The organism is Roseovarius sp. MBR-154, from assembly GCF_053628595.1.
Genome location: NZ_JBRJGR010000005.1, coordinates 154787 through 175882, shown reverse-complemented (window position 1 = coordinate 175882; position 21096 = coordinate 154787). Strand labels below are relative to the sequence as shown.

Annotated in this window: 18 protein-coding genes and 1 riboswitch; of the genes, 13 read left to right on the top strand and 5 right to left on the bottom strand. The window is 64.9% G+C overall.

Features of this window, described 5'->3' with window-relative positions; genetic code table 11:
- The first annotated feature begins 17 nt into the window (after positions 1 to 17).
- The 3 genes from metF to ACSSV4_RS08965 all read left to right on the top strand — a co-directional run bounded on the left by metF (position 18) and on the right by ACSSV4_RS08965 (position 2067).
- Positions 18 to 884, top strand: a complete 867-nt coding sequence (metF, locus tag ACSSV4_RS08975; RefSeq protein ID WP_454274805.1) for a methylenetetrahydrofolate reductase [NAD(P)H] — start codon at positions 18 to 20, stop codon at positions 882 to 884.
- Between the two features lie 61 nt (positions 885 to 945).
- Positions 946 to 1434: a PaaI family thioesterase gene (locus ACSSV4_RS08970; RefSeq protein ID WP_454274905.1), complete on the top strand. Its 489-nt coding sequence runs from the start codon at positions 946 to 948 to the stop codon at positions 1432 to 1434.
- Positions 1435 to 1502: 68 nt separating this feature from the next.
- Positions 1503 to 1704: riboswitch (cobalamin riboswitch) on the top strand.
- 93 nt (positions 1705 to 1797) lie between these two features.
- Positions 1798 to 2067 carry a hypothetical protein gene (locus tag ACSSV4_RS08965; RefSeq protein WP_454274804.1) on the top strand — a complete coding sequence of 90 codons (270 nt, stop codon included), beginning with the start codon at positions 1798 to 1800 and terminating at the stop codon, positions 2065 to 2067.
- Between the two features lie 228 nt (positions 2068 to 2295).
- Here ACSSV4_RS08965 and ACSSV4_RS08960 read toward each other — a convergent pair whose 3' ends face one another.
- Positions 2296 to 2520: a DUF1127 domain-containing protein gene (locus ACSSV4_RS08960; RefSeq protein WP_454274803.1), complete on the bottom strand. Its 225-nt coding sequence runs from the start codon at positions 2518 to 2520 to the stop codon at positions 2296 to 2298.
- Positions 2521 to 2874: 354 nt separating this feature from the next.
- On the opposite strand from ACSSV4_RS08960, the gene ACSSV4_RS08955 reads away from it, so the two are divergent.
- Positions 2875 to 3369, top strand: a complete 495-nt coding sequence (locus ACSSV4_RS08955) for a L,D-transpeptidase family protein (RefSeq protein ID WP_454274802.1) — start codon at positions 2875 to 2877, stop codon at positions 3367 to 3369.
- On the opposite strand, the gene ACSSV4_RS08950 is transcribed toward ACSSV4_RS08955, so the two are convergent.
- On the bottom strand, positions 3359 to 4477 hold the full coding sequence (locus tag ACSSV4_RS08950; RefSeq protein WP_454274801.1) for a DUF2235 domain-containing protein: 1119 nt from the start codon (positions 4475 to 4477) through the stop codon (positions 3359 to 3361). The genes ACSSV4_RS08955 and ACSSV4_RS08950 overlap by 11 nt on opposite strands.
- 108 nt (positions 4478 to 4585) lie before the next feature.
- Positions 4586 to 5716 (bottom strand): type III PLP-dependent enzyme, encoded by a 1131-nt coding sequence (locus ACSSV4_RS08945; RefSeq protein ID WP_454274800.1) that lies wholly within the window; start codon positions 5714 to 5716, stop codon positions 4586 to 4588.
- A gap of 109 nt (positions 5717 to 5825) precedes the next feature.
- Here ACSSV4_RS08945 and ACSSV4_RS08940 point away from each other — a divergent pair, with 109 nt between their 5' ends.
- Positions 5826 to 6266 carry an Lrp/AsnC family transcriptional regulator gene (locus ACSSV4_RS08940; protein ID WP_454274799.1) on the top strand — a complete coding sequence of 147 codons (441 nt, stop codon included), beginning with the start codon at positions 5826 to 5828 and terminating at the stop codon, positions 6264 to 6266.
- Between the two features lie 49 nt (positions 6267 to 6315).
- On the opposite strand, the gene ACSSV4_RS08935 is transcribed toward ACSSV4_RS08940, so the two are convergent.
- A complete protein-coding gene (locus ACSSV4_RS08935) occupies positions 6316 to 7290 on the bottom strand; it encodes a zinc transporter ZntB (RefSeq protein WP_454274798.1) in 975 nt (324 codons plus the stop codon).
- A gap of 158 nt (positions 7291 to 7448) precedes the next feature.
- Between ACSSV4_RS08935 and ACSSV4_RS08930 the strand changes: the two genes are divergently transcribed.
- Positions 7449 to 10610 (top strand): valine--tRNA ligase, encoded by a 3162-nt coding sequence (locus tag ACSSV4_RS08930; protein WP_454274797.1) that lies wholly within the window; start codon positions 7449 to 7451, stop codon positions 10608 to 10610.
- 94 nt (positions 10611 to 10704) lie between these two features.
- Here the strand turns inward: ACSSV4_RS08930 and ACSSV4_RS08925 are convergent, their stop codons facing one another.
- Positions 10705 to 13125, bottom strand: a complete 2421-nt coding sequence (locus ACSSV4_RS08925) for an ATP-dependent helicase (protein WP_454274796.1) — start codon at positions 13123 to 13125, stop codon at positions 10705 to 10707.
- Positions 13126 to 13225: 100 nt separating this feature from the next.
- Here ACSSV4_RS08925 and ACSSV4_RS08920 point away from each other — a divergent pair, with 100 nt between their 5' ends.
- From ACSSV4_RS08920 to ACSSV4_RS08890, 7 genes are all read left to right on the top strand, one after another.
- On the top strand, positions 13226 to 14374 hold the full coding sequence (locus ACSSV4_RS08920) for an alpha-hydroxy acid oxidase (protein WP_454274795.1): 1149 nt from the start codon (positions 13226 to 13228) through the stop codon (positions 14372 to 14374).
- Positions 14375 to 14444: 70 nt separating this feature from the next.
- Entirely contained in the window at positions 14445 to 14744 is a 300-nt protein-coding gene (locus tag ACSSV4_RS08915; protein WP_454274794.1) for a hypothetical protein, read from the top strand.
- A 147-nt stretch (positions 14745 to 14891) separates the two neighbouring features.
- Positions 14892 to 15308 (top strand): helix-hairpin-helix domain-containing protein, encoded by a 417-nt coding sequence (locus ACSSV4_RS08910; protein ID WP_454274793.1) that lies wholly within the window; start codon positions 14892 to 14894, stop codon positions 15306 to 15308.
- Between the two features lie 180 nt (positions 15309 to 15488).
- The gene (locus ACSSV4_RS08905; protein WP_454274792.1) at positions 15489 to 18929 is read left to right on the top strand and encodes a pyruvate carboxylase; all 3441 of its coding nucleotides are present in this window, start codon (positions 15489 to 15491) and stop codon (positions 18927 to 18929) included.
- 177 nt (positions 18930 to 19106) lie between these two features.
- Positions 19107 to 19907, top strand: coding sequence for a phosphodiesterase (locus tag ACSSV4_RS08900; protein WP_454274791.1), 801 nt, complete (start codon positions 19107 to 19109; stop codon positions 19905 to 19907).
- Between the two features lie 14 nt (positions 19908 to 19921).
- On the top strand, positions 19922 to 20311 hold the full coding sequence (locus ACSSV4_RS08895) for an MAPEG family protein (protein WP_454274790.1): 390 nt from the start codon (positions 19922 to 19924) through the stop codon (positions 20309 to 20311).
- Positions 20312 to 20430: 119 nt separating this feature from the next.
- Entirely contained in the window at positions 20431 to 20724 is a 294-nt protein-coding gene (locus ACSSV4_RS08890) for a ribbon-helix-helix domain-containing protein (protein ID WP_417727901.1), read from the top strand.
- Positions 20725 to 21096 lie beyond the last annotated feature (372 nt).

The window sequence follows — 21096 nt, the reverse complement described above, 5'->3', positions numbered from 1 at the left end:
CTCACAGGATGACCCCGATGACACCACCGCGCATTTCCTTCGAATTCTTCCCGCCCAAGACGCTCGAGGCGTCGTTCCGCCTCTGGGACACCGTTCACACCCTTTCGCCGCTCGATCCGCGCTTCGTCTCGGTCACCTATGGCGCGGGCGGCACCACCCGTGAGTTGACGCGCGAGGCTGTAGGCACGTTGCACAAGGCCACCGGTCTCAATGTCGCCGCCCACCTGACCTGCGTCGATGCCAGCCGCGAGGAAACGCTCGAGATTGCCGATCAGTTTGCCGCCGCTGGCGTCACGGAACTCGTCGCCCTGCGCGGCGATCCGCCCAAGGGCTCGAACGGCTTCACCCCGCACCCGCAAGGCTTCGGAGACAGCTGCGAGCTGATCTCGGCCCTCGCCGACACCGGCAAGTTCACCATCCGCGTCGGCGCCTACCCCGAGAAACACCCCGAGGCCGCCGACAGCCGCGCCGATATCGACTGGCTCAAGCGCAAGATCGACGCGGGCGCCACAGAGGCGATCACGCAGTTCTTCTTCGAGGCCGACACGTTCTTTCGGTTCCGCGATGCCTGCGTCGCGGCGGGCATCGACGCGCCGATCATCCCCGGCATCCTGCCGATCGAGAACTGGACCGGCGCGCGCAAATTCGCCACCTCCTGCGGCACGCAAATCCCCGCATGGCTCGACGATTGCTTCGACAAGGCGATCCGCGACGACCGCCATGATCTGCTCGCCACGGCGCTCGCCACGGAACTGTGCAGCGACCTGATCGAGGGCGGGGTGGAAGACCTGCATTTCTACACGCTCAACCGCCCCGAACTGACCCGCGACGTGTGCCACGCCCTTGGCGTCACACCCCGCGTCACGCTGCGCGACGTGGCCTGACGGCTTGCCCCCCGGCGCGGCGCGGCCTAGCGTGGCCGCGCAACGCGCCACGGGGGAAACCATGCCGGATCACGCCACAACACTCGACGACTTGCCCGACATGACAGCGCTCCTGTCGCGCTCCGGGCTCGACTTCATGCGCGACATGATCGCGGGCACCCTGCCCGGCCCGCCGATCGGTGCGACCCTGGGCTTTCACCCGGTGGTGGCCGAGCCGGGCTGCGTGGTGTTCGAGGGCACGCCGAGTTTTGCCGCGCTCAACCCGATGGGCGGCGTGCATGGCGGCTGGTACGGGGCCATCCTCGACAGCTGCATGGGCTGCGCGGTGATGACCGAACTGGCGCGCGGCGAGATCTACACCACCCTTGAATTCAAGACCAACATCACCCGTGCCCTGCCCGTGGGCCGCGCGGTGCGTGCCATCGGCACGGTGCAGCATCGCGGCCGCTCCACCGGTGTGGCCACCGGCGAATTGCGCGGCGTCGAGGATGGCAAGCTTTACGCCACCGGCTCCACCACCTGCATCATCCTGCGCCCAGACGTGACCTGACCGACCGGGATCACGCCGCATTTGACCCGCCCGTTTCGTTTTTTCCCTTGCGACACGCACCGGCGCTGCTACGCTCAGCCTGTCATGGTGCCGCCCCGCGGGGCGGAGAATTGGGAAGCCGGTGAGAGACCGGCACTGCCCCCGCAACGGTAAGGGAGGGCGTCACGGCGATATGCCACTGGGCCGGGTTCGGTCTGGGAAGGTGCCGGGACGCACGGGCCGCAAGCCCACCCCCCAAGTCCGGAAACCAGCCAGGACAGACGTCGAATCGCGGGGGGCGATGCGGGCGTGTGCGCCCGGCGCCATGACCCGGCCCGTACCCCCGCCCCATCCGGCCCGGGGTGTGGCCGCGGAGAATGAATCATGTCGCTGATACAAATTCTCGATGCCCTCGAAGACAGCCCGACCGCAGGCACGCAGGCGCAGGCCGCGGCGCGGATGGGCTTTCTCGAATGGGTCTTTGCCGCACCGGGCCCGGTGACGGCGCAAATGGTCCGCGAGGCCTTGGCAGACCCGGCCGCGCAAGAGGCGCAAAGCGCCGCCGCGCGGGCTTTCGTGGAATATCTCGAAGTGGCGTGTCTCTCGGGTCTGCGGTCACCCGCCCGACGTGGCCGCGCGCGCCTGGTGCACTGAGCCCTCTTGAGACTGCGTCAGACAACAAAAAACGGCGACACCAGAGAGGAGGAGAGGTGCCGCCGTTTCCTGTACGTCCAGCCCCAGGGAGGAGGAGGGGGGCCTTTCGCAAACTCTCGGGATCAGAGCGACCCCGATATTCCGGCCCCGGGTTTCAGGGAGGAGGAGAGAAACCCGTGACCGTAGCGGATGCATCAGGGAGGAGGAGAGATGCACCCGATTCCGTTGTTACGACCGATGGCCGTAGACCGCGTCCTGTGCGACGCGCTTGATTTCGCTGCGATGCAGGCCCAGATCCGTCAGTTCACGCGCGCTCAGCTCTTGCAGTTCGCGGATCGTGCGGCGATATGTGCGGTAGGCCGCCATCCGCTGCACTGCGGCATAAACCGCCGCGCTCAGGTCTTCGCCGAGGGTCTGAACCGCCGAGCGGGGCATCAGGATCGTGTGTGGCATCGTTCGCATCCTTGCGGATATGTTCGTTTCAGCAGGCATCACACTTCGTTTTGCCTTTGTTGAGTTTAAAATAACGCGTTTCTGCGCCTGCACAATACCTCAGGCAAGCAATGCTGCTATGCAGCAAATGCATATAAAAAAGGTGACGTAAGGTTAGGCGAATATTGGATTTTTTAGGCAGTTTGCGCAAAGCTTCGGGGCAGAGGGGACAGGCGTGCCACCTTAGGGTGCACGGGCGATGCGGGATTGGGCAGATTGCGTCAATACGAAAATCCGCACGCCCTGAAGCGGCCGGATGCAGATACCCGGCAGGCCGAGCCTGTTGCGAATCACCCGGCCGACGAAAGGAACGGCATGACACCCGATGACATGGTCCTCACCCCCACCGGCCTGCGCTTTCAGGGGCGGCGCTATCCCTGCACGATCGGTCGTGGCGGTCTTTCTAGCGACAAGCGCGAGGGCGACGGGGCCACGCCGCGCGGCACGCATCGCATCGTCGGCATGCTCTTCTGCCCCGACCGCATGGCCCGCCCCGCCGATTGGGCGCGGCCCATCCGCCCGGGCGATCTGTGGTCGGACGATCCGGGCCATGAGGATTACAATCTCATGGTGCGCGCGCCCTACCCGCATGGGCACGAGGTGCTGCGCCGCGCCGATCCGCTCTATGATCTGGTGATCGTGACCGACTGGAACTGGCCGCGCGCCGCGCGCGGGCGCGGGTCGTGCATCTTCATCCACCGCTGGCGCAGGCAGGGCTATCCCACCGCCGGCTGTGTCGCGCTGCGCCCCGAGCATCTGTCACGAATCGCCGCCGCGATTCGCTACGAGACCCGGCTGATCATTCGCTAGCCCCGGCGGCACGCGGCGCGCCGCTGCCGCCCTCTTCCTTGAGCGCCCCGGCCAGACGCGGCCCACCCCACCCCCGGCGCAGGAACCCGTTGGCGCTCGGGTGCAACCGCTCGGACGGATCACGGCCCACGACGCGCGGGCGGCGCATCAGCAAAATCTTTCCCCAGCCGATCCAGGTACCGACCGACGGCGCGGTCACGTCCTGCGGAAACCGGGCGCGCCAGCCCTCGGGCAGGGGCAGCGCGCAGCCCTCGGCCCGCTCCAGCATCCACACCAGCGGGATATTTGCCAGCGGACGCGCCGCCTGCACACCGCAAAGCTGCCCGCCCACATCCGAATGACAACCCCGGAACCAGACCTGCTCCAGGTGGCCGTCGAACTCCGGCATCGTCTCCCACAGCACCGGCCAATAGGCATTGCGCGTCTCGTCGAGCGCAAGCGCGTGAAAACCGTGCCGCGTGGTGCGCCCGAGGTGATGACTGTGAAACCCATGCTGATCGACGCGAAAGCGCGACAGGATCGGAATGCGCAGGCCCAGCGCCTTGACCGTATCCCAGACGCCGATCATCTCGACATGGCAGGTGGCGTGGCAATGGGCGCGGGCAAAGGCCCCTGCGGCCTCGGACTGCGGCGCGCACCGGTAATGCCGGTAGGCCAGATGCACGTTGCGCTCGGTCGCCTCTTCCGCGCGCAAAAGGCCCACCCGGTCGATCACCCCGGCCAGTGACCGCACTGCATAGGCGCCGCGCGAATAGCCCAACAGGAAAATCCGGTCGCCGGGGCGGTAGCGGCTGGCAAGATAGCCATAGGCGCGGCGGATCTGCCGGTTGATGCCGCGCCCGAGGATGATGTCACCGGTCGCGCGCCAGTCGCGCCATTGAATCCCCGCCTCGTAATAAAGCGACAGGTTCTGCCCGGCCACCTCGCGCAACAGCTTGAAGGTGAGCCCGGCATTGGTCTCATACCCTTCGGCCAGACTCGACATCGTGCCGTCGAGAATGAGGACATGCGTGACCGGTCCGCGCCGGTGGGCAAAGGCCGTGTGTTCGGCCCGCGATCCGGGGCGCAGCCAGTCGTATACGCTCTTGGTCCAGTCACGCCATGACATGCGACACCTGTGTTGACAGGCCGCAGGCGGCGGCCCCTACATGGTCAATATAGGGCCAGTCTGCCGCGAAAATCCTGACATTTCATGAAAATTCGCGTGAGCGATGCGTCAAAGCCGCGCCACCGTGACCACATCGCGCAACCCGTAGCCGTTGAACTCGGTACTGAGGCTGCGTGTATAGGCCCCCATGCCGTGGATCAGCAGGTAATCGCCCTCGGCCAGATTGCCGGGCAAGGGCAAGGGCGCGGGCAGCCGGTCGATGCTGTCGCAGGTGGGCCCGAAGACCACGCGCGGCTGCGGGGCACCGCGCCGGGCCGTGCCATCGGGTGCGATCACCTCGATCCGGTCGGGCGCGCCGATGTCGCGGATCTCGGTGAGGCCGCCATAGACCCCGTCATTGACGAAGATCGCGCCGCTGTCGCGCAGCGCCTTTACGCGCACCGCCATGCTGAACGCCTCGGCCACCATGGCGCGGCCCGGTTCACAGACAAGCGTCGGGGCGTCCGCGCCGAAGTGCTGCGCCACCCGGCTGCCGATATGGGCAAAGATCGCCGCGAGGTCCGGCGCGGGCCCGGTGCGGTGCGAGGCGAAACCGCCGCCGACATTGAGCCGATAGAGCCGCACGCCCGCGGCCCGCGCCACATCGGCGGCGGCGGCGATATAGCTGCCCCAGGCGTTCGGGTCGGCGCATTGCGTGCCAGGGTGAAAGGTCATCGAAGGGGTGAAACCGCGCGCCACCACCGCACGCAGCAATTCCGCCGCGCGGTCGGGGCCGACGCCGAATTTTTCGCCGAAATCATAGGCCGCACCCACCACGGGCAGGGCGAGGCGCACGCTGATCTCGGCATCCGCCGCGACATGGCCGGTCAGCTTGTCGAGCTCATGAAGGCAATCGACCGAGAAAGAGCGCACGCCCATCTCGGCCGCGACCGCCACCTCTGACGTAGAGCGCACCGGGTTGTTGTAATGCAGCGCCGCGTCGGGGGCGACGGCGCGCACCGCGCGCATCTCGGCGGGGCTTGCCACGTCGAAAGCGGTGATCCCTGCGCGGACAAGATTGGCCAGCACCTCCTCGCCCGGATTGGCCTTGACCGCATAGGTCACAAGACCGGGGAACCCCTCAAGAAAGACCCGCGCCGTGGCCTGAAGCCGTTCGGGGTTGAAATAAAGCACCGGCGCATCGGGGGCGTGGCGTAGCAGATGCGCGCGCGGATCGGAGATCGGGGGGGTGTTTTCCATGGTCGTTTACCTCTGGCCGGCTCGAGTTTTTTCCAGTGTCGCCCGAATCTGCATCGATTCATCGCGTTATTCCGTCTAATCTTCGGAAGAAATCAGACGAAAAGACCACATGACACCACAGATCGACGAAATCGACCGAAAACTGATCACCCTCCTGCAGGACAATGCCCGCCTGCCGGTGGCCACGCTCGCGCGCCGTCTCGGGCTGGCGCGCACAACCGTACAGGCAAGGCTGGACCGGCTGGAAAATTCAGGCGTGATCGCGGGTTACGCGCTGCGCCTCGGGCAGGCCGCGCGCCCTGCCCTGCGCGCCACGGCGCTCCTGAGCATCGAGCCGCGCACCGGCCCGACGGTGCTGGCGCGGCTCAAGTCCCTGCCGCAGGTGCGCGGCGTGCATACCACCTCGGGCCGGTTCGACCTGATCGTGACGATCGAGGCCGAGACCACAGAGGCGCTTGACGACACGCTCGACAGGATCGGCGAGGCCAAGGGGGTGAAGGGCTCGGAAAGCCTGATTCACCTCTCGACAAAGCTCGACCGGGGGTCCTGAGGACGCTGATGCGATTCGGGTATTTTCGCCAAGAAGAAACCGGGGGACGTCAGCGACGACCGAGCAATCCGGCATGGCGGAACCACAGTACGAGCGCGGCCCCGATCAGCACCAGACCACCGGTCACCACCCAGAAGGCGCGCGGATCCTCCGCCCCCGGCATGCCGCCCACGTTGATCCCCAGAAGCCCGGTCAGAAGCCCGAGCGGCAGGAAGATCGCCGCCACCACCGACAGGATCAGCATCTGCCGGTTCATCAGTTCGGCACGCGCATCCATGATCTGGTCATGCACCACCTGCGCGCGGTCGCGGATCGCGTCCAACTCCTCGGCCAGCCGGGTCATCCGCTCGGTCGCCTCGCGCAGGCGCGACCGGTCGTGGCCGCGAATCCACACCATGTCCTCGATCTCGAAGGTGCTGAGCGCATCGCGCTGCGGTGCCATGTGCCGCCGGAGCAGGATCGCCACCCGCCGGATATCGGCCAGCCCGCGCCGGTCGAGCGCGCTCAGCCCCTCGATCACCTGATCCTCAAGCGTATCGAGCTTTTCGTTGAGGCCCGCGATCACCGGCTCAGCCCGATCCGCCAGCCGCAGGGCAAGCCGCGCCACCAGTTCCGCCGCCCCGTCCGGCCCCTGCCCGCGCGCCACACCGTCCATCACGTCGCGCACCGCCATCAGGCGACGCAGTTGCACGGTGACGACCAGCCCCGCCGTGACCCACATGCGCAGCGAGACCATGTCCTCGACCTCATCGCCGGGGTTGAGATTGACGCCGCGCAGGTTGATCAGAACGCCGTCGCCATGCGTGGTGCAGCGCGGGCGCGTCTCGGGGGCCAGAAGCGCGCGCAGCACCAACGGATCGAGCGCCGATGCCTCGAGCCAGTCGCGGGCGCCGGGCCGGGCGCAATCCACATGCACCCATGTCAGCGCGCCCTCCTCCGACCAGGCCGCAGGGGCCGCGCCTTCGGGCTGCACGGCCGTGCCGACCCCGTCCGGGGCGATCCGCCATACCGTCACACCGTCCATCTGCCCGTCTCCTGCCAGCTGCGCCAGCCCGACCATGGGCCATATCGCGGCCCCTGTCACGCCGCCGCAGACCGAAGAAAATGCGCCGCCCGCCTTTCCCTTGTGGCGCGCATTCGTTAGAGCATCGCAAAACCCATAACTGGCAGGACCGACACGTCATGGCGATGGACAAGACATTCAACGCGAGCCAAGCCGAAGCGCGGCTTTACGAGGCCTGGGACAAGGCCGGGGCCTTTGCCGCCGGGGCCAACGCGCGGGCAGGGGCCGAGACCTTCTCGATCATGATCCCGCCGCCCAACGTGACGGGCAGCCTGCATATGGGGCACGCGTTCAACAACACCTTGCAGGATATCCTCATTCGCTGGCACCGGATGCGCGGGCATGACACGCTCTGGCAGCCGGGGCAGGATCATGCGGGCATCGCGACGCAGATGGTGGTCGAACGTCAGCTTGGCGAAGAGGGCAAGCGGCGCACCGATTTCACCCGCGAGGAGTTTCTGGCCAAGGTCTGGGACTGGAAGACGCAATCGGGCGGCACGATCATCAACCAGTTGAAGCGTCTTGGCGCCTCCTGCGACTGGTCGCGCAACGCGTTCACCATGTCCGGCGCGCCGGCCGCGCCCGAGGGCGAGGACGGCAATTTCCATGACGCGGTGATCAAGGTCTTTGTCGACATGTACGACAAGGGCCTGATCTATCGCGGCAAGCGGCTGGTGAACTGGGACCCGCATTTCGAGACCGCGATTTCCGATCTCGAGGTCGAGAATACCGAGGTGCCGGGTCATATGTGGCACTTCAAATACCCGCTGGCGGGCGGCGAGACCTATACCTATGTGGAGCGTGACGAGGATGGGACCGTGCTTTTCGAGGAAGAGCGTGATTACATCTCGATCGCCACGACCCGGCCCGAGACGATGCTCGGTGACGGCGCGGTGGCGGTGCATCCGTCGGACACGCGCTATGCCCCCATCGTCGGCAAGCTGTGCGAGATCCCGGTGGGGCCGAAAGAGCATCGACGCCTCATTCCGATCATCACCGACGACTATCCCGACCCGAATTTCGGCAGCGGTGCCGTCAAGATCACCGGCGCGCATGATTTCAACGATTACGGCGTGGCGCAGCGCGGCGGCATCCCGATGTATCGCCTGATGGATACGCGCGCGCAGATGCGCGACGACGGAGCCCCTTATGCCGAATGTGCCGCCCGCGCGCAGGAGATTGCGGAAGGGGCAGCCTTCACGCCCGAGGAAATCGACACGCTCAACCTTATCCCCGACCACCTGCGCGGGCTGGACCGGTTTGCGGCGCGGGAGAAGGTGGTCGAGGAGATCACGGCTGAGGGGCTGGCGGTGATGGTTCCCTCACCGTCATCCTCGGGCTCGACCCGAGGATCTCATGAGGCAGAAGATCCTCGGGTCGAGCCCGAGGATGACGGGGGTTTGGTGCCTTATGTCGAGGCGAAACCCATCATGCAGCCCTTCGGCGACCGCTCCAAGGTGGTGATCGAGCCGATGCTGACCGATCAGTGGTTCGTCGATACCGCCCGGATCGTGCAGCCCGCGCTCGACGCCGTCCGCTCGGGCGAGGTGACGATCCTGCCCGAAGCGGATCGCAAGGTCTATTTCCACTGGCTGGAAAATATCGAGCCGTGGTGCATCTCGCGGCAGTTGTGGTGGGGTCATCAGATCCCGGTGTGGTACGGGTTCGATCTCAGCTCGCCTGATTTCCGCGATGATGAGGGCGATGGAGCGCTTGACCTTGTTGAGATGCTGCGCGGGCTGAACGAGGGCCATACCGGGCATCTGATGGAATGCGGCGCGGATTTCGCGACGGTGTCCGACGCCTGGCACGACACACTGGCGGCGCTGCCCGTACCCCTCGCGGCGATGCAGGTGGTCGAGGTCGCGAATCGCGAGGAAGGCTTGCATCGGCTGGCCTCATCGCTGGCCGATTACACCGGATCGCAGGACCCCACCCACCTTGTCTACCCGGTCTGGCGCGACCCCGACGTGCTCGACACTTGGTTCTCCTCCGGTCTCTGGCCCATCGGCACGCTGGGCTGGCCCGAGGATACCGAGGAACTCCGCAAATACTTCCCCACCTCCGTCCTCATCACCGGGTTCGACATCATCTTTTTCTGGGTCGCCCGGATGATGATGATGCAATATGCGGTGGTGGGGCAGAAGCCATTTTCCCATGTCTATGTCCACGCCCTCGTGCGCGACGAGACCGGCAAGAAGATGTCCAAGTCGCTTGGCAACGTGCTCGACCCGCTCGACCTGATCGACGAGTATGGCGCGGATGCAGTGCGCTTTACCCTCACGGCGATGGCCGCCATGGGGCGCGATCTGAAACTGTCTAAAGAGCGTATCGCGGGCTATCGCAACTTCACCACCAAGCTGTGGAATGCCGCCCGCTTTGCCGAGATGAACGAGGCCACCGCCGGGGCCCTGGCACCGACGCAATACCGACGTGTGACCGACGCGAAACAGACCGTCAACAAATGGATCATCGGCGAGACCGCCAAGACCCGGGTCGCAGTGGACGAGGCGCTGGAAAACTTCCGCTTCAACGATGCCGCCAACACGCTCTATGCCTTTGTCTGGGGCACGGTCTGCGACTGGTATGTGGAATTTTCCAAGCCGCTGCTGATGGACGGTGACGCCGCGACCAAGGCCGAGACGCAGGCGGTCATGGCCTGGGTGATCGACCAGTGCCTGATCCTGCTGCACCCGATCATGCCCTTTGTCACCGAGGAGTTGTGGGGCACGCTCGGGCAACGGCAGAAGATGCTCGTGCACGCCGACTGGCCAGACTATGGCTTTGAACTCATTGACAAAGATGCCGACCGCGAGATGAACTGGGTGATTGCGCTGATCGAGCAGATTCGTTCGGCCCGGGCGCAGATGCATGTGCCCGCCGGGCTGCATGTGCCGCTTCTGGTGACCGAGTTGAGCGAGGCAGGCCGCGCGGCCTGGGCGCGCAACGCAATGATGATCCAGAGACTGGCGCGGATCGAGAGCCTGACCGATGCAGACACCTTCCCCAAGGGCTGCGTGACCGTCACCGTAGAGGGTGGCAGCTTTGGCCTGCCCCTCGCCGATATCATTGATATCAAAGAGGAAAAGGCGCGTCTGGAGAAGACGTTGGCAAAGCTGGAAAAGGAACTCGGCGGGCTGCGCGGGCGGCTTAAGAACCCGAAATTCGTCGAAAGCGCGCCCGAGGCGGTTGTGGCGGAGACCCGCGAGAACCTTGTCCTGCGCGAGGAGGAAGAGGCCAAGCTGCGCGCCGCCCTCGACCGGCTCGCCGAGTTGGGCTGACAGGACGCCTCCGGCGGAGATATTTTAGGCAAGATGAAGGGGTTATCCGGCTTCATCTTGCCGTAAATACTCGAATGCCGCCGGTCAGGCCCACTCAGAACGGCACGTCATCGGCCCCGGTGATGAAGCGGGCGACGACCTTCTTGATGCCGGCCTTCTCGAATTCGATTTCCAGCTTGTCGCCCTCGATGCCCAGGATGGCCCCGTAGCCGAATTTCTGGTGAAAGACACGCTCGCCCACGGTGTGCGCGCTCAGCGCCTGCGCGTCGATCACCGGTGAACGCGCCTCGGTCGGCTGGCTCATGGGGCGCGAGGCACCGCGGGATTGCAGGCGGCGCCAGCCGGGGGAGTTATAGACATTGGCCTCGGCGGCGCGGGTCTCGATCCCGCTCGCCGCCGCGCCGTAATTGCCGCCGTAGAGGCCCGGCGGCGTGAGCACCTCGACATGCGCCTCGGGCAATTCATCAATGAAGCGCGACGGCATCTGCGATTGCCACTGGCCATAAACGCGGCGGTTGCCCGCAAAGGAAATGGTGCAGACTTCCTCGGCGCGGGTGATGCCGACATAGGCGAGGCGGCGTTCCTCCTCCAGCCCCCGCGTGCCCGACTCGTCCATCGAGCGTTGCGAGGGGAAGAGCCCGTCCTCCCATCCTGGCAGGAAGATGACGGGAAATTCCAGCCCCTTGGCGGCGTGCAGCGTCATCAGGGTGATCTTTTCGCCCGCCTCTTCGGTCTCGTTATCCATGATCAGGCTGACATGTTCGAGAAAACCTTGCAGGTTCTCGAAGCCTTCCAGCGCCTTCACAAGTTCCTTGAGGTTTTCGAGGCGGCCCGGGGCCTCGGGCGTCTTGTCGTTCTGCCACATGGCGGTGTAGCCGCTCTCATCGAGGATGATCTCGGCGAGTTCCATATGGGTGATTTCTGGCTTTTCGTATTCAATCCTGTAGCTTACCAACGAAATACCGTCTTCGATCACGTCGTCGTTTTCAACTTCAACGGCTCGTGCGGAACCTTGCATTAGTGCTTGCCAGCGCCGGAGGCTTTTTAGCAGTTTCTCCAGTTCTGCCGCCCCCTTGCCGGTCAGCCCCTTCTGGTCGAGCAGAAGACGCGCACCCTCGACCAACGGCACGCCGTTCTGCCGTGCGATAACCTGAATTTTCTGCTGCGCCTTGTCGCCGAGGCCGCGCTTGGGGGTGTTGACGATCCGCTCGAACGCCAGATCATCAGAAGGCGAGGTGACGAGACGGAAATAGGCCATCGCGTCGCGGATCTCCATCCGCTCGTAAAAGCGCGGGCCGCCGATCACGCGGTAGGGCAGGCCGATGGTGAGAAACCGGTCCTCAAAGGCGCGCATCTGGTGCGAGGCGCGCACGAGGATCGCCATGTCATCGAGGCCGAAGGCGCGCATGCCGCGTGTGCCGCGCTGCATCGATTCGACCTCTTCGCCGATCCATCGCGCCTCTTCCTCGCCGTCCCAATGGCCGATCAGGCGGACTTTTTCGCCCGCCTCGGCCTCGGTCCATAGCTCCTTGCCCAGCCGGTCGCGATTGCCCGCGATCACGCCACCGGCGGCGGCGAGGATATGCGGGGTGGAGCGGTAATTCTGTTCCAGCCGGATCACCGCCGCACCGGGAAAATCCTTTTCAAACCGCAGGATATTGCCCACCTCGGCACCACGCCAGCCATAGATCGACTGATCGTCGTCGCCCACGCAGCAGATGTTGCGATGCCCGCCCGCGAGCAGGCGCAGCCAGAGATATTGCGCGACGTTGGTGTCCTGATATTCGTCCACGAGGATGTATTTGAACCAGCGCTGATACTGCGCAAGCACATCGTCGTGACGCTGAAAGATCGTCACCACATGCAAGAGCAGATCGCCGAAATCGACGGCGTTCAGTTCTCTCAGCCGGGTCTGATACTGGCGGTAGAGCGCGGGGCCCTTGCCGTCATAGGCGCTGGCCTCACTGCCGGGCAGGTTGTCGGGCGTCCAGGCGCGGTTTTTCCAGTTGTCAATGATCCCGGCGAGCATCCGGGCGGGCCAGCGTTTGTCGTCTATGTTGGCGGCCTGCACGAGTTGCTTGAGCAGGCGCAGCTGGTCATCAGTGTCGAGGATGGTGAAATTCGATTTGAGATCAGCCAGCTCGGCGTGACGGCGCAGCAGCTTGACGCAGATCGAATGGAAGGTGCCGAGCCACGGCATCCCTTCAACCCGCTCGCCCATCAGGCGGCCGACGCGTTCCTTCATCTCACGCGCGGCCTTGTTGGTAAAGGTCACGGCGAGGATTTCGTTGGGATGCGCACGGCCGGTATTGAGCAGATGCACGATGCGGGTGGTCAGCGCCTTGGTCTTGCCGGTGCCTGCCCCCGCGAGCATCAGCACCGGGCCGTCGAGTGTTTCGGCGGCGCGGCGTTGCTCGGGGTTCAGATCGTCGAGATAGGGTGCGGGCCGCGCGGCCATGGCGCGGGCGGCGAGGCTGGCGCCTTCAAAGGCGTCGGATTCGTCGAATGTGCTCATGCGGGCGACAATAGCGCGGGGCGTGTTGGAGATAAAGAGATGTTCGGGGATTGTTCCGCGCGCGGCGTGGCACTGGACAAGCCCCTGAAAACCCGCGCAAATGCGGGGCATGGACCTGCATGCACAATACCCCGCCCTGACTGACCTGCGCGCCCGTGCGCGCGCCCGTATCCCGCGTTTCGTCTGGGAGTATCTCGACAGCGGCACCGGGGTGGAGGCCACCAAGGCGCGCAACCGGATGATGCTGGATCAGGTGCGGCTGAGCCCGTCGATCCTGCATGGCGAGATCGCGCCGGACCTTTCCACGACCCTGCTGGGTGAGACCTATGCCCTGCCGGTGGGGATCGCGCCGGTGGGCATGTCGGGGCTGATCTGGCCGGATGCAGAGCGGCATCTGGCGCGGGCGGCGACGGCGGAGGGGGTGCCTTATACGTTGTCGACCGTTGCGAGCCAAATGCCCGAGGATGTCGGGCCACACCTTGGGGGGCGCGGCTGGTTTCAGCTTTATCCGCCGCGCGATCCGGAGATTCGCCGCGATATGCTGGCGCGCGCGCGCAAGGCCGGGTTCGGGGTGCTGGTGCTGACGGTGGATGTGCCGGTGGGGTCGCGCCGTGAACGGCAGGTGCGCTCGGGCCTGACACAACCGCCGCGCCTGACGCCCCGGCTGATGGCGCAGGTGGCGCGCTGCCCCGCCTGGGCGAGCGGCATGGCGCGGCTGGGGATGCCCCGGATGCGACTGATCGACGATTATGCCGGGCAGACCAAGGGGCTGCCGTCGAACAAGCACGCGGGCTATCTGCTGCGCACCTCACCGGACTGGGACTATCTGCGCTGGCTGCGCGAGGCGTGGGACGGGCCGCTGGTGGTGAAGGGCGTGCTGCGCGGCGAAGATGCGGCGGCACTGGAGAAAGCGGGGGTCGATGCGATCTGGGTGTCGAACCACGCGGGGCGGCAGTTCGACGCCGCACCCGCCACAATCGAGGCGCTGCCGGAGGTGCGCGCGGCCACCACGCTGCCGGTGATCATGGATGGCGGCATTGAGGGCGGCCTCGATATCCTGCGCGCCATCGCGCTTGGCGCGGATTTCGTGATGATGGGGCGTGCGTGGCATTTCGCACTTGGCGCGCTTGGGGCGGAGGGCCTCGCGCATCTGGCCGACATCCTGCGCGAGGATCTGAAGGCCAATATGGGGCAGTTGGGTCTGCACCGGGTCTCAGACGCCCCGAGCCGGTTGATCGGGTCAGGATGAGCGAGAATTTTCTGCGAAAATTCATAGCGCTACAGAAAATGCATTACAATGTATATACAAAATATATGCATTGTGGCAGGATGCCAATCAACATGGAGGCCAATGGTTGCCAGCCGACGGACGCAAGAAACAGGATCGCAAGGACAGCCAGTTGATCATTCGCATCAACAAGGCGGATCGCGATGCCTTTGTCGACCTGTGCGAGACCCTCGACACGAGTGCGGCGCGCGAGATCAGGCGCTTTATCCGAGAGTTCACCCTGTCGCATCAGGATGCCTGCGACGCGAGCGGCGCATCGACACAACCCAAACACAAGGAGCTTGACCCATGGCCAAAAAAGCGAAAATCAAAGACCTCAAAAAAGAAGTGAAGCAGCGCGAAGCCAAGGTGGAGCGCCAGAAATCCAAGCTGAAATCGGCGCGCAAGGCGCTCAAGAAAGCGGCCTGACCGGGCCGTCACGCGGCGGGGGCAATGATGCGCCCACCATTTCTCTTTGTCCTCAGAAAAGGAGACACCCTTGTCGTCATTGACAGATATTCGCGGGATCGGGCCCGCCCTTGCCAAGGCACTCGGAGCCCTTGGCATCACAAGCCCCGAACTGTTGGCACGCGCCGACCCGTCGGCGCTGATGCAGGTGCGCGGCATCTCAACGGACCGCGCGCAGGGTTTCATCGAGGCCGCCGCGGCGCTTGGTGCGGAGGGTGGTTCAGGGACGCCCGCAGCGCCCCCGAACTCTGAAGCCGGAGCCAAGCCCGCCAAGGCCAAGGCGAAGGCCGACAAGAAAAAGGCCGAAAAGGCATCGAAGACGAAAAAGGCCGACAAGAAAAAGCTGAAGAAAGACGACAAATCCTCTGCCAAGGCCAAGAAAAAATCCGGCAAGGCGGCCAAGGACAAGTCGAAGAAAAAGAAGAAATCCGGCAAATCCAAGAAGTGAGGCCGCACCCTATCCCCGCCGGGTAGGGGTGCCCACCCTTCGGGACAGGAAATTCCCCCACCCGGCGAATCCCCGGAATGGCGGATTGCGCAAAGCTTTCACAAATCCTACAAGGTCACAGCGCCGCAGCGCGGCATCGCCGCGGGTGGCCCGAGACGTGACCAACCGGGGGTAGAGGCCATGGCCGACTTCAAGAAAATCCTGATCGCCAACCGGGGCGAGATCGCAATCCGCATCATGCGCGCCGCCAACGAGCTGGGCAAACGCACCGTCGCGGTCTTTGCCGACGAGGACAAGCTGAGCCTACACCGGTTCAAAGCCGATGAGGCCTATCGCATCGGCGAAGGGATGGGACCGGTCGCGGCCTATCTGTCGATCGAGGAGATCATCCGCGTGGCTCGCGACTGCGGCGCCGACGCGATCCATCCCGGCTACGGCCTTCTGTCCGAGAACCCGGCCTTTGTCGATGCCTGCGACGCGGCGGGCATCACCTTTATCGGCCCGCGCGCCGAGATCATGCGCGCGCTTGGCGACAAGGCGAGCGCGCGGCGCGTAGCCATCGAGGCGGGCGTGCCCGTGATCCCCGCGACCGAGGTTCTGGGCGATGACATGGACGCCATCCGGCGCGAGGCCGCCGAGGTCGGCTATCCGCTCATGCTCAAGGCGTCCTGGGGCGGTGGCGGGCGCGGCATGCGCCCGATCAACTCCGAGGAGGAGTTGGAGGAAAAGGTGCTGGAGGGCCGGCGCGAGGCCGAGGCGGCCTTTGGCAATGGCGAGGGCTATCTGGAAAAGATGATCCTGCGCGCGCGCCATGTCGAGGTGCAGATCCTCGGCGACAAGCATGGCAACATGTATCACCTCTACGAGCGCGACTGCTCGGTGCAGCGGCGCAATCAGAAGGTGGTGGAGCGCGCCCCTGCCCCCTATCTGAGCGAGGCGCAGCGCGAGGAGATCTGCCAGCTTGGCCATCGCATCTGCAAGCATGTCGATTACGAATGCGCGGGCACGGTCGAGTTCCTGATGGATATGGACACCGGCGCTTTCTATTTCATCGAGGTCAACCCGCGCGTGCAGGTCGAGCATACCGTGACCGAAGAGGTCACCGGCATCGACATCGTGCAGGCGCAGATCAAGATCGCCGAGGGCAAGACCCTGACCGAGGCCACCGGCAAGGCGTCGCAATACGACATCACGCTCAACGGCCACGCGCTGCAGACCCGGATCACCACCGAAGACCCGCTCAACAACTTCATCCCCGATTACGGCCGCATCACCGCCTATCGTTCGGCCACCGGCATGGGCATCCGCCTCGATGGCGGCACCGCCTATTCGGGCGGCGTCATCACCCGCTATTATGACAGCCTGCTGACCAAGGTCACCGCCTGGGCCCCTACCCCCGAGGCCGCCATCGCCCGGATGGACCGCGCCCTGCGCGAGTTCCGCATTCGCGGCGTCAGCACCAACATCGCCTTTGTCGAGAACCTGCTGAAGCACCCGACGTTCCTGAACAACGAATACACCACCAAGTTCATCGACACGACGCCCGAGCTTTTCGAGTTCAAGAAGCGCCAGGATCGCGGCACCAAGGTGCTGACCTATATCGCCGACATCACCGTGAACGGTCATCCCGAGGTCGAGGGGCGCGCGCGCCCACCCGTCGACCTCAAACTGCCGCGCGCGCCGCGTCCGGCCAATGTCACCATCACCGACGGCCCGAAACAGATCCTCGAGCGCGACGGCGCGCAGGCCGTGGCCGACTGGATGGCCGAGCAAAAGCATCTGCTGATCACCGACACCACGATGCGCGACAGCCATCAGTCGCTGTTGGCCACGCGGATGCGCTCCATCGACATGATCGGCATCGCGCCCAATTATGCCCATGACCTGCCCGGCCTTTTCTCGGTCGAATGCTGGGGCGGGGCGACGTTTGACGTGGCCTACCGGTTCCTTGACGAATGCCCCTGGCAACGCCTGCGCGACATCCGCGCGGCCATGCCGAACCTGCTCACGCAGATGCTGCTGCGCGGCTCCAACGGGGTGGGCTATACCAACTATCCCGACAATGTGGTCGCGGCCTTTGTCAAGCAGGCCGCCGAGAGCGGCGTTGACATCTTCCGCGTGTTCGATCCGCTGAACTGGGCCGAGAACATGCGCGTGTCGATGGATGCGGTGCTCGCGTCCGGCAAGGTGCTGGAGGCCGCGATCTGCTATACCGGCGACATGCTCGATCCGGCGCGCTCGAAGTATGATCTGAAATATTACCTGTCGATGGCGCAGGAGCTGAAGGCGGCAGGCACTCATATCCTGTGCATCAAAGATATGGGCGGCTTGATGAAACCGGCCACGGCGAGCGTGCTCTTCAAGGCGCTCAAGGAAGAGGTGGGGCTACCGCTGCACTTCCATACCCATGACACGGCGGGCCTTGCCGGGGCCACGATCCTTGCGGCGTCCGAGGCCGGTGTGGATGCAGTGGATTGCGCGATGGACTCGCTCTCGGGCAATACCTCTCAGGCGACGATTGGCACGATCATTGAGGCGCTGCGCCACACGCCGCGCGACACGGGCCTCGATATTACCGCCATCCGGCACATCTCGAACTATTGGGAATCGGTGCGCAACCATTACGCCGCTTTCGAGAGCGGGATGCAGTCGCCCACTTCCGAGGTCTATCTGCACGAGATGCCCGGCGGGCAATTCACCAACCTCAAGGCGCAGGCACGCTCGATGGGGATGGAGGACCGCTGGCACGACATCGCGCGTACCTATGCCGATGTGAACCAGATGTTCGGCGATGTCATCAAGGTGACACCGATCGCCAAGACGGTGGGCGATCTGGCGTTGATGATGGTGAGCCAAGGCCTGACTTGTGAGGACGTGCTCGACCCCGCGACCGAGGTTAGCTTTCCCGACTCGGTGATCACACTGATGAAGGGCTATGTGGGACAGGCGCCAGGCGGCTTCCCCCCCGCCATCGTCAAGAAGGTGCTCAAGGGCGAAGAGCCCATCACCGTGCGCCCCGGCACGCTGTTGCCCGCCGAGGATCTCGACGCGCGCCGCGCAGAGCTGGTGGAGCGGTTCGGCGAGAGCATCGACAGCGAGGATCTGATGGGCAGCCTGATGTATCCCAAGGTCTTCGCCGAGTACATGGAGCGCCACGCGATATACGGCCCGGTGCGCACCCTGCCCACACGCACCTTCTTCTACGGGATGCAGCCGGGCGAGGAAATCAGCGTCGAGATCGACCCCGGCAAGATCCTCGAAATCCGCCTGCAGGCCCTGTCCGAAACCAACGAGGAAGGCGACGTGAAGGTCTTTTTCGAGCTGAACGGCCAGCCCCGCGTGATCCGCGTGCCTGACCGCAAGGTGAAATCCACCGCTGCCGCCCGGCCCAAGGCCGAGAGCGGAAACCCCGCCCATATCGGCGCGCCGATGCCCGGCGTGGTGGCCAACGTGGCCGCCAAGGTGGGGGGCAAGGTCGGCGCGGGCGACCTGCTGCTGACCATCGAGGCGATGAAGATGGAAACCGGCCTCCACGCCGACCGCGACGCGGTGGTCAAGGCGGTGCATGTCCAGCCCGGCAGCCAGATCGACGCCAAGGATTTGCTGGTGGAGTTCGAGTAACGCGCCGGTCACCGATCCGTCACCGCCCCCTCGCGCCTGATCCGTGGGTCTGTCCGCCACAAGAGATCCTCCGGTCAAGCCGGAGGATGACGGCCCGCACCCGGTGACGGAATGACTTTGCCCGGGAGAAAATTTCGGCCATTCTGCGCACAGGTCTTCTCTGTCGCAGGCAGCCCCATGCAGAAAATCATCGTCTTCACCGATATCCACCTCGTGCGCGAGGGCGAGACGATCATCGGGCTCGACCCGTTCGCGCGGTTCATGCAGGGGCTTGCCCATGCGCTCGACAACCATCCCGATGCCGCGCGCGTGGTGCTGTGTGGGGATCTATCCCATAACGCCGACCCGCCGGAATATGCCCGGCTGCGGGCGGCGCTCACCACCTGCCCCCTGCCCGTCTCGATGATGCTGGGCAATCATGACCGGCGCGCGCCCTTCCTTGCGGCCTTTCCCGAGGCCGAGCGGATGGAGAGCGGCCATATCCAGCACGTTACCGATCTCGGGGGCTATCGCCTGATCTGCCTGGATACGCTCAATGAAGCGGCCGAGGACACCCATTCCGGCTGGCTCTGCGAGGCGCGGCTGGGCTGGCTGGACCGGCACTTGGCCGAGGCGGGCGAGCGGCAGGTGATCGTCTTTACCCACCATCCCCCCATCGAGACCGGGTTCGAGGGGATGGACCGGATCGGGCTGAAGAACCGCGACGCGCTGATCGCGCGGCTCAGGGCGGCGGGCAACGTGGCGCAGATCGTCTCGGGGCATATCCACCGCAACATCCAGGGATCGGCGGGCGGTATCCCGGTGGCGATCCTCAAGAGCCCCTGTCACCAGATGCCCATGGCCTTGGGTGATCAGGACCCCAGCCTGTCGATCGACGAGCCCGGTGCATATGGTCTCTTGCTGCTCACAGATGCCGGCGTGATCATGCATAGCGAGGATTTCAGCCTGCCGCCGCGCGAGGCGCAGATTTACACCTGAGAAGGGGACCGCGGATGTCACTCAGCGTCACGCCGCTCGATGCGGGTCTTCTCGGCCTGTTGTTCGTCATCCTCAGCCTCCGGGTCATCGCCGCCCGTTCCACCGCGCAGGTGTCGCTTAGCGACGGCGGTGATACGCTCTTGATCAAGCGCATCCGCGTGCAGGGCAATTGTGCCGAGTACGCGCCGATGGGGCTGATCCTACTGGCGATGACAGAGCTTCAGGGCGCGCCACGCTGGGTAGTGCATCTGCTCGGGCTGATGCTGCTTGCCGGGCGCGTGCTGCATGCGGTCGGCCTGGGACACACACCGCAGATCATCCTCTTTCGCCGGGGCGGAATGGCATTGACCTTCGCGATGCTGATCCTTGCCGCGCTGGCCAGTATCGGCCATGCCCTGTTCTGATACCATTGCCGCACGGCGCTCTGCGGGCTTTCCCATGTGGAAAAAATCGGCCATGATCCTAGTTCGTACTGAGGTCCGGGGCGGACCTGCCCGCCTGCCGGACGAGGGAGGATTGAGACATGTGCCGAATATTCGCCGGGCAGGACCCGGACCGCTACACGCTGGAAACCCGCCGCATGCGCCTGAATGGCCAGAGCACAAGCATCCGGCTCGAGAAATCGTTCTGGGGCATTCTGGATGAAATCGCCGAGAGCGAGGGGCTGAGCACGCCCGGTTTCGTCTCGAAGCTGCATGCGGAGGTGCTCGAACTGCATGGCGAGCCCGCCAATTTCACCTCGCTTTTACGCTGTACCTGCCTTGTGCATCGCGAAAACCCGCTGGAGGCGGAGACACGGCAGATCGCGGCAGAGTGAGGGGCATTCGCGCGGGAGCAAACCGCCACTGACGCGCACGATGCCTTTGAGGAGGGTGGGCGCAGGCCGGTGTAGTGCGCTGACAGTAGAGGACGCCATTGGCCCCCGATGTCGCGAAACCGCGCCCGCATGATCCGGCGGCATCGAGCGGCTTGCATCATCGGGGTGACCAGCAGTAGCCTGTGCTCCGAGACGAAACCCCAAAAGCGACGTCGCTTTCAGGCTGCGGATCTTCGCATTCGCTCGATATGTCCAAAACGCGCATGTGGGTTGTCGAAATCGCATGGATTTCGAGCACTTTTATCATTGCGTGGCCATATTTATCGCTTATGTGCGCGTTGTGAGCGGCGCGCCGTTCGCAAGCGCAACCCC

Coding starts and splice junctions, on each gene's coding strand:
- ACSSV4_RS08930 (WP_454274797.1), top strand. CDS start 7,449: ATGGCGATGGACAAGACATTCAACGCGAGCCAAGCCGAAGCGCGGCTT.
- ACSSV4_RS08965 (WP_454274804.1), top strand. CDS start 1,798: ATGTCGCTGATACAAATTCTCGATGCCCTCGAAGACAGCCCGACCGCA.
- ACSSV4_RS08895 (WP_454274790.1), top strand. CDS start 19,922: ATGTCACTCAGCGTCACGCCGCTCGATGCGGGTCTTCTCGGCCTGTTG.
- ACSSV4_RS08960 (WP_454274803.1), bottom strand. CDS start 2,520: ATGCCACACACGATCCTGATGCCCCGCTCGGCGGTTCAGACCCTCGGC.
- ACSSV4_RS08920 (WP_454274795.1), top strand. CDS start 13,226: ATGCGGGGCATGGACCTGCATGCACAATACCCCGCCCTGACTGACCTG.
- ACSSV4_RS08955 (WP_454274802.1), top strand. CDS start 2,875: ATGACACCCGATGACATGGTCCTCACCCCCACCGGCCTGCGCTTTCAG.
- ACSSV4_RS08935 (WP_454274798.1), bottom strand. CDS start 7,290: ATGGACGGTGTGACGGTATGGCGGATCGCCCCGGACGGGGTCGGCACG.
- ACSSV4_RS08890 (WP_417727901.1), top strand. CDS start 20,431: ATGTGCCGAATATTCGCCGGGCAGGACCCGGACCGCTACACGCTGGAA.
- ACSSV4_RS08905 (WP_454274792.1), top strand. CDS start 15,489: ATGGCCGACTTCAAGAAAATCCTGATCGCCAACCGGGGCGAGATCGCA.
- ACSSV4_RS08970 (WP_454274905.1), top strand. CDS start 946: ATGCCGGATCACGCCACAACACTCGACGACTTGCCCGACATGACAGCG.
- ACSSV4_RS08945 (WP_454274800.1), bottom strand. CDS start 5,716: ATGGAAAACACCCCCCCGATCTCCGATCCGCGCGCGCATCTGCTACGC.
- ACSSV4_RS08950 (WP_454274801.1), bottom strand. CDS start 4,477: ATGTCATGGCGTGACTGGACCAAGAGCGTATACGACTGGCTGCGCCCC.
- metF (WP_454274805.1), top strand. CDS start 18: ATGACACCACCGCGCATTTCCTTCGAATTCTTCCCGCCCAAGACGCTC.
- ACSSV4_RS08940 (WP_454274799.1), top strand. CDS start 5,826: ATGACACCACAGATCGACGAAATCGACCGAAAACTGATCACCCTCCTG.
- ACSSV4_RS08925 (WP_454274796.1), bottom strand. CDS start 13,125: ATGAGCACATTCGACGAATCCGACGCCTTTGAAGGCGCCAGCCTCGCC.
- ACSSV4_RS08900 (WP_454274791.1), top strand. CDS start 19,107: ATGCAGAAAATCATCGTCTTCACCGATATCCACCTCGTGCGCGAGGGC.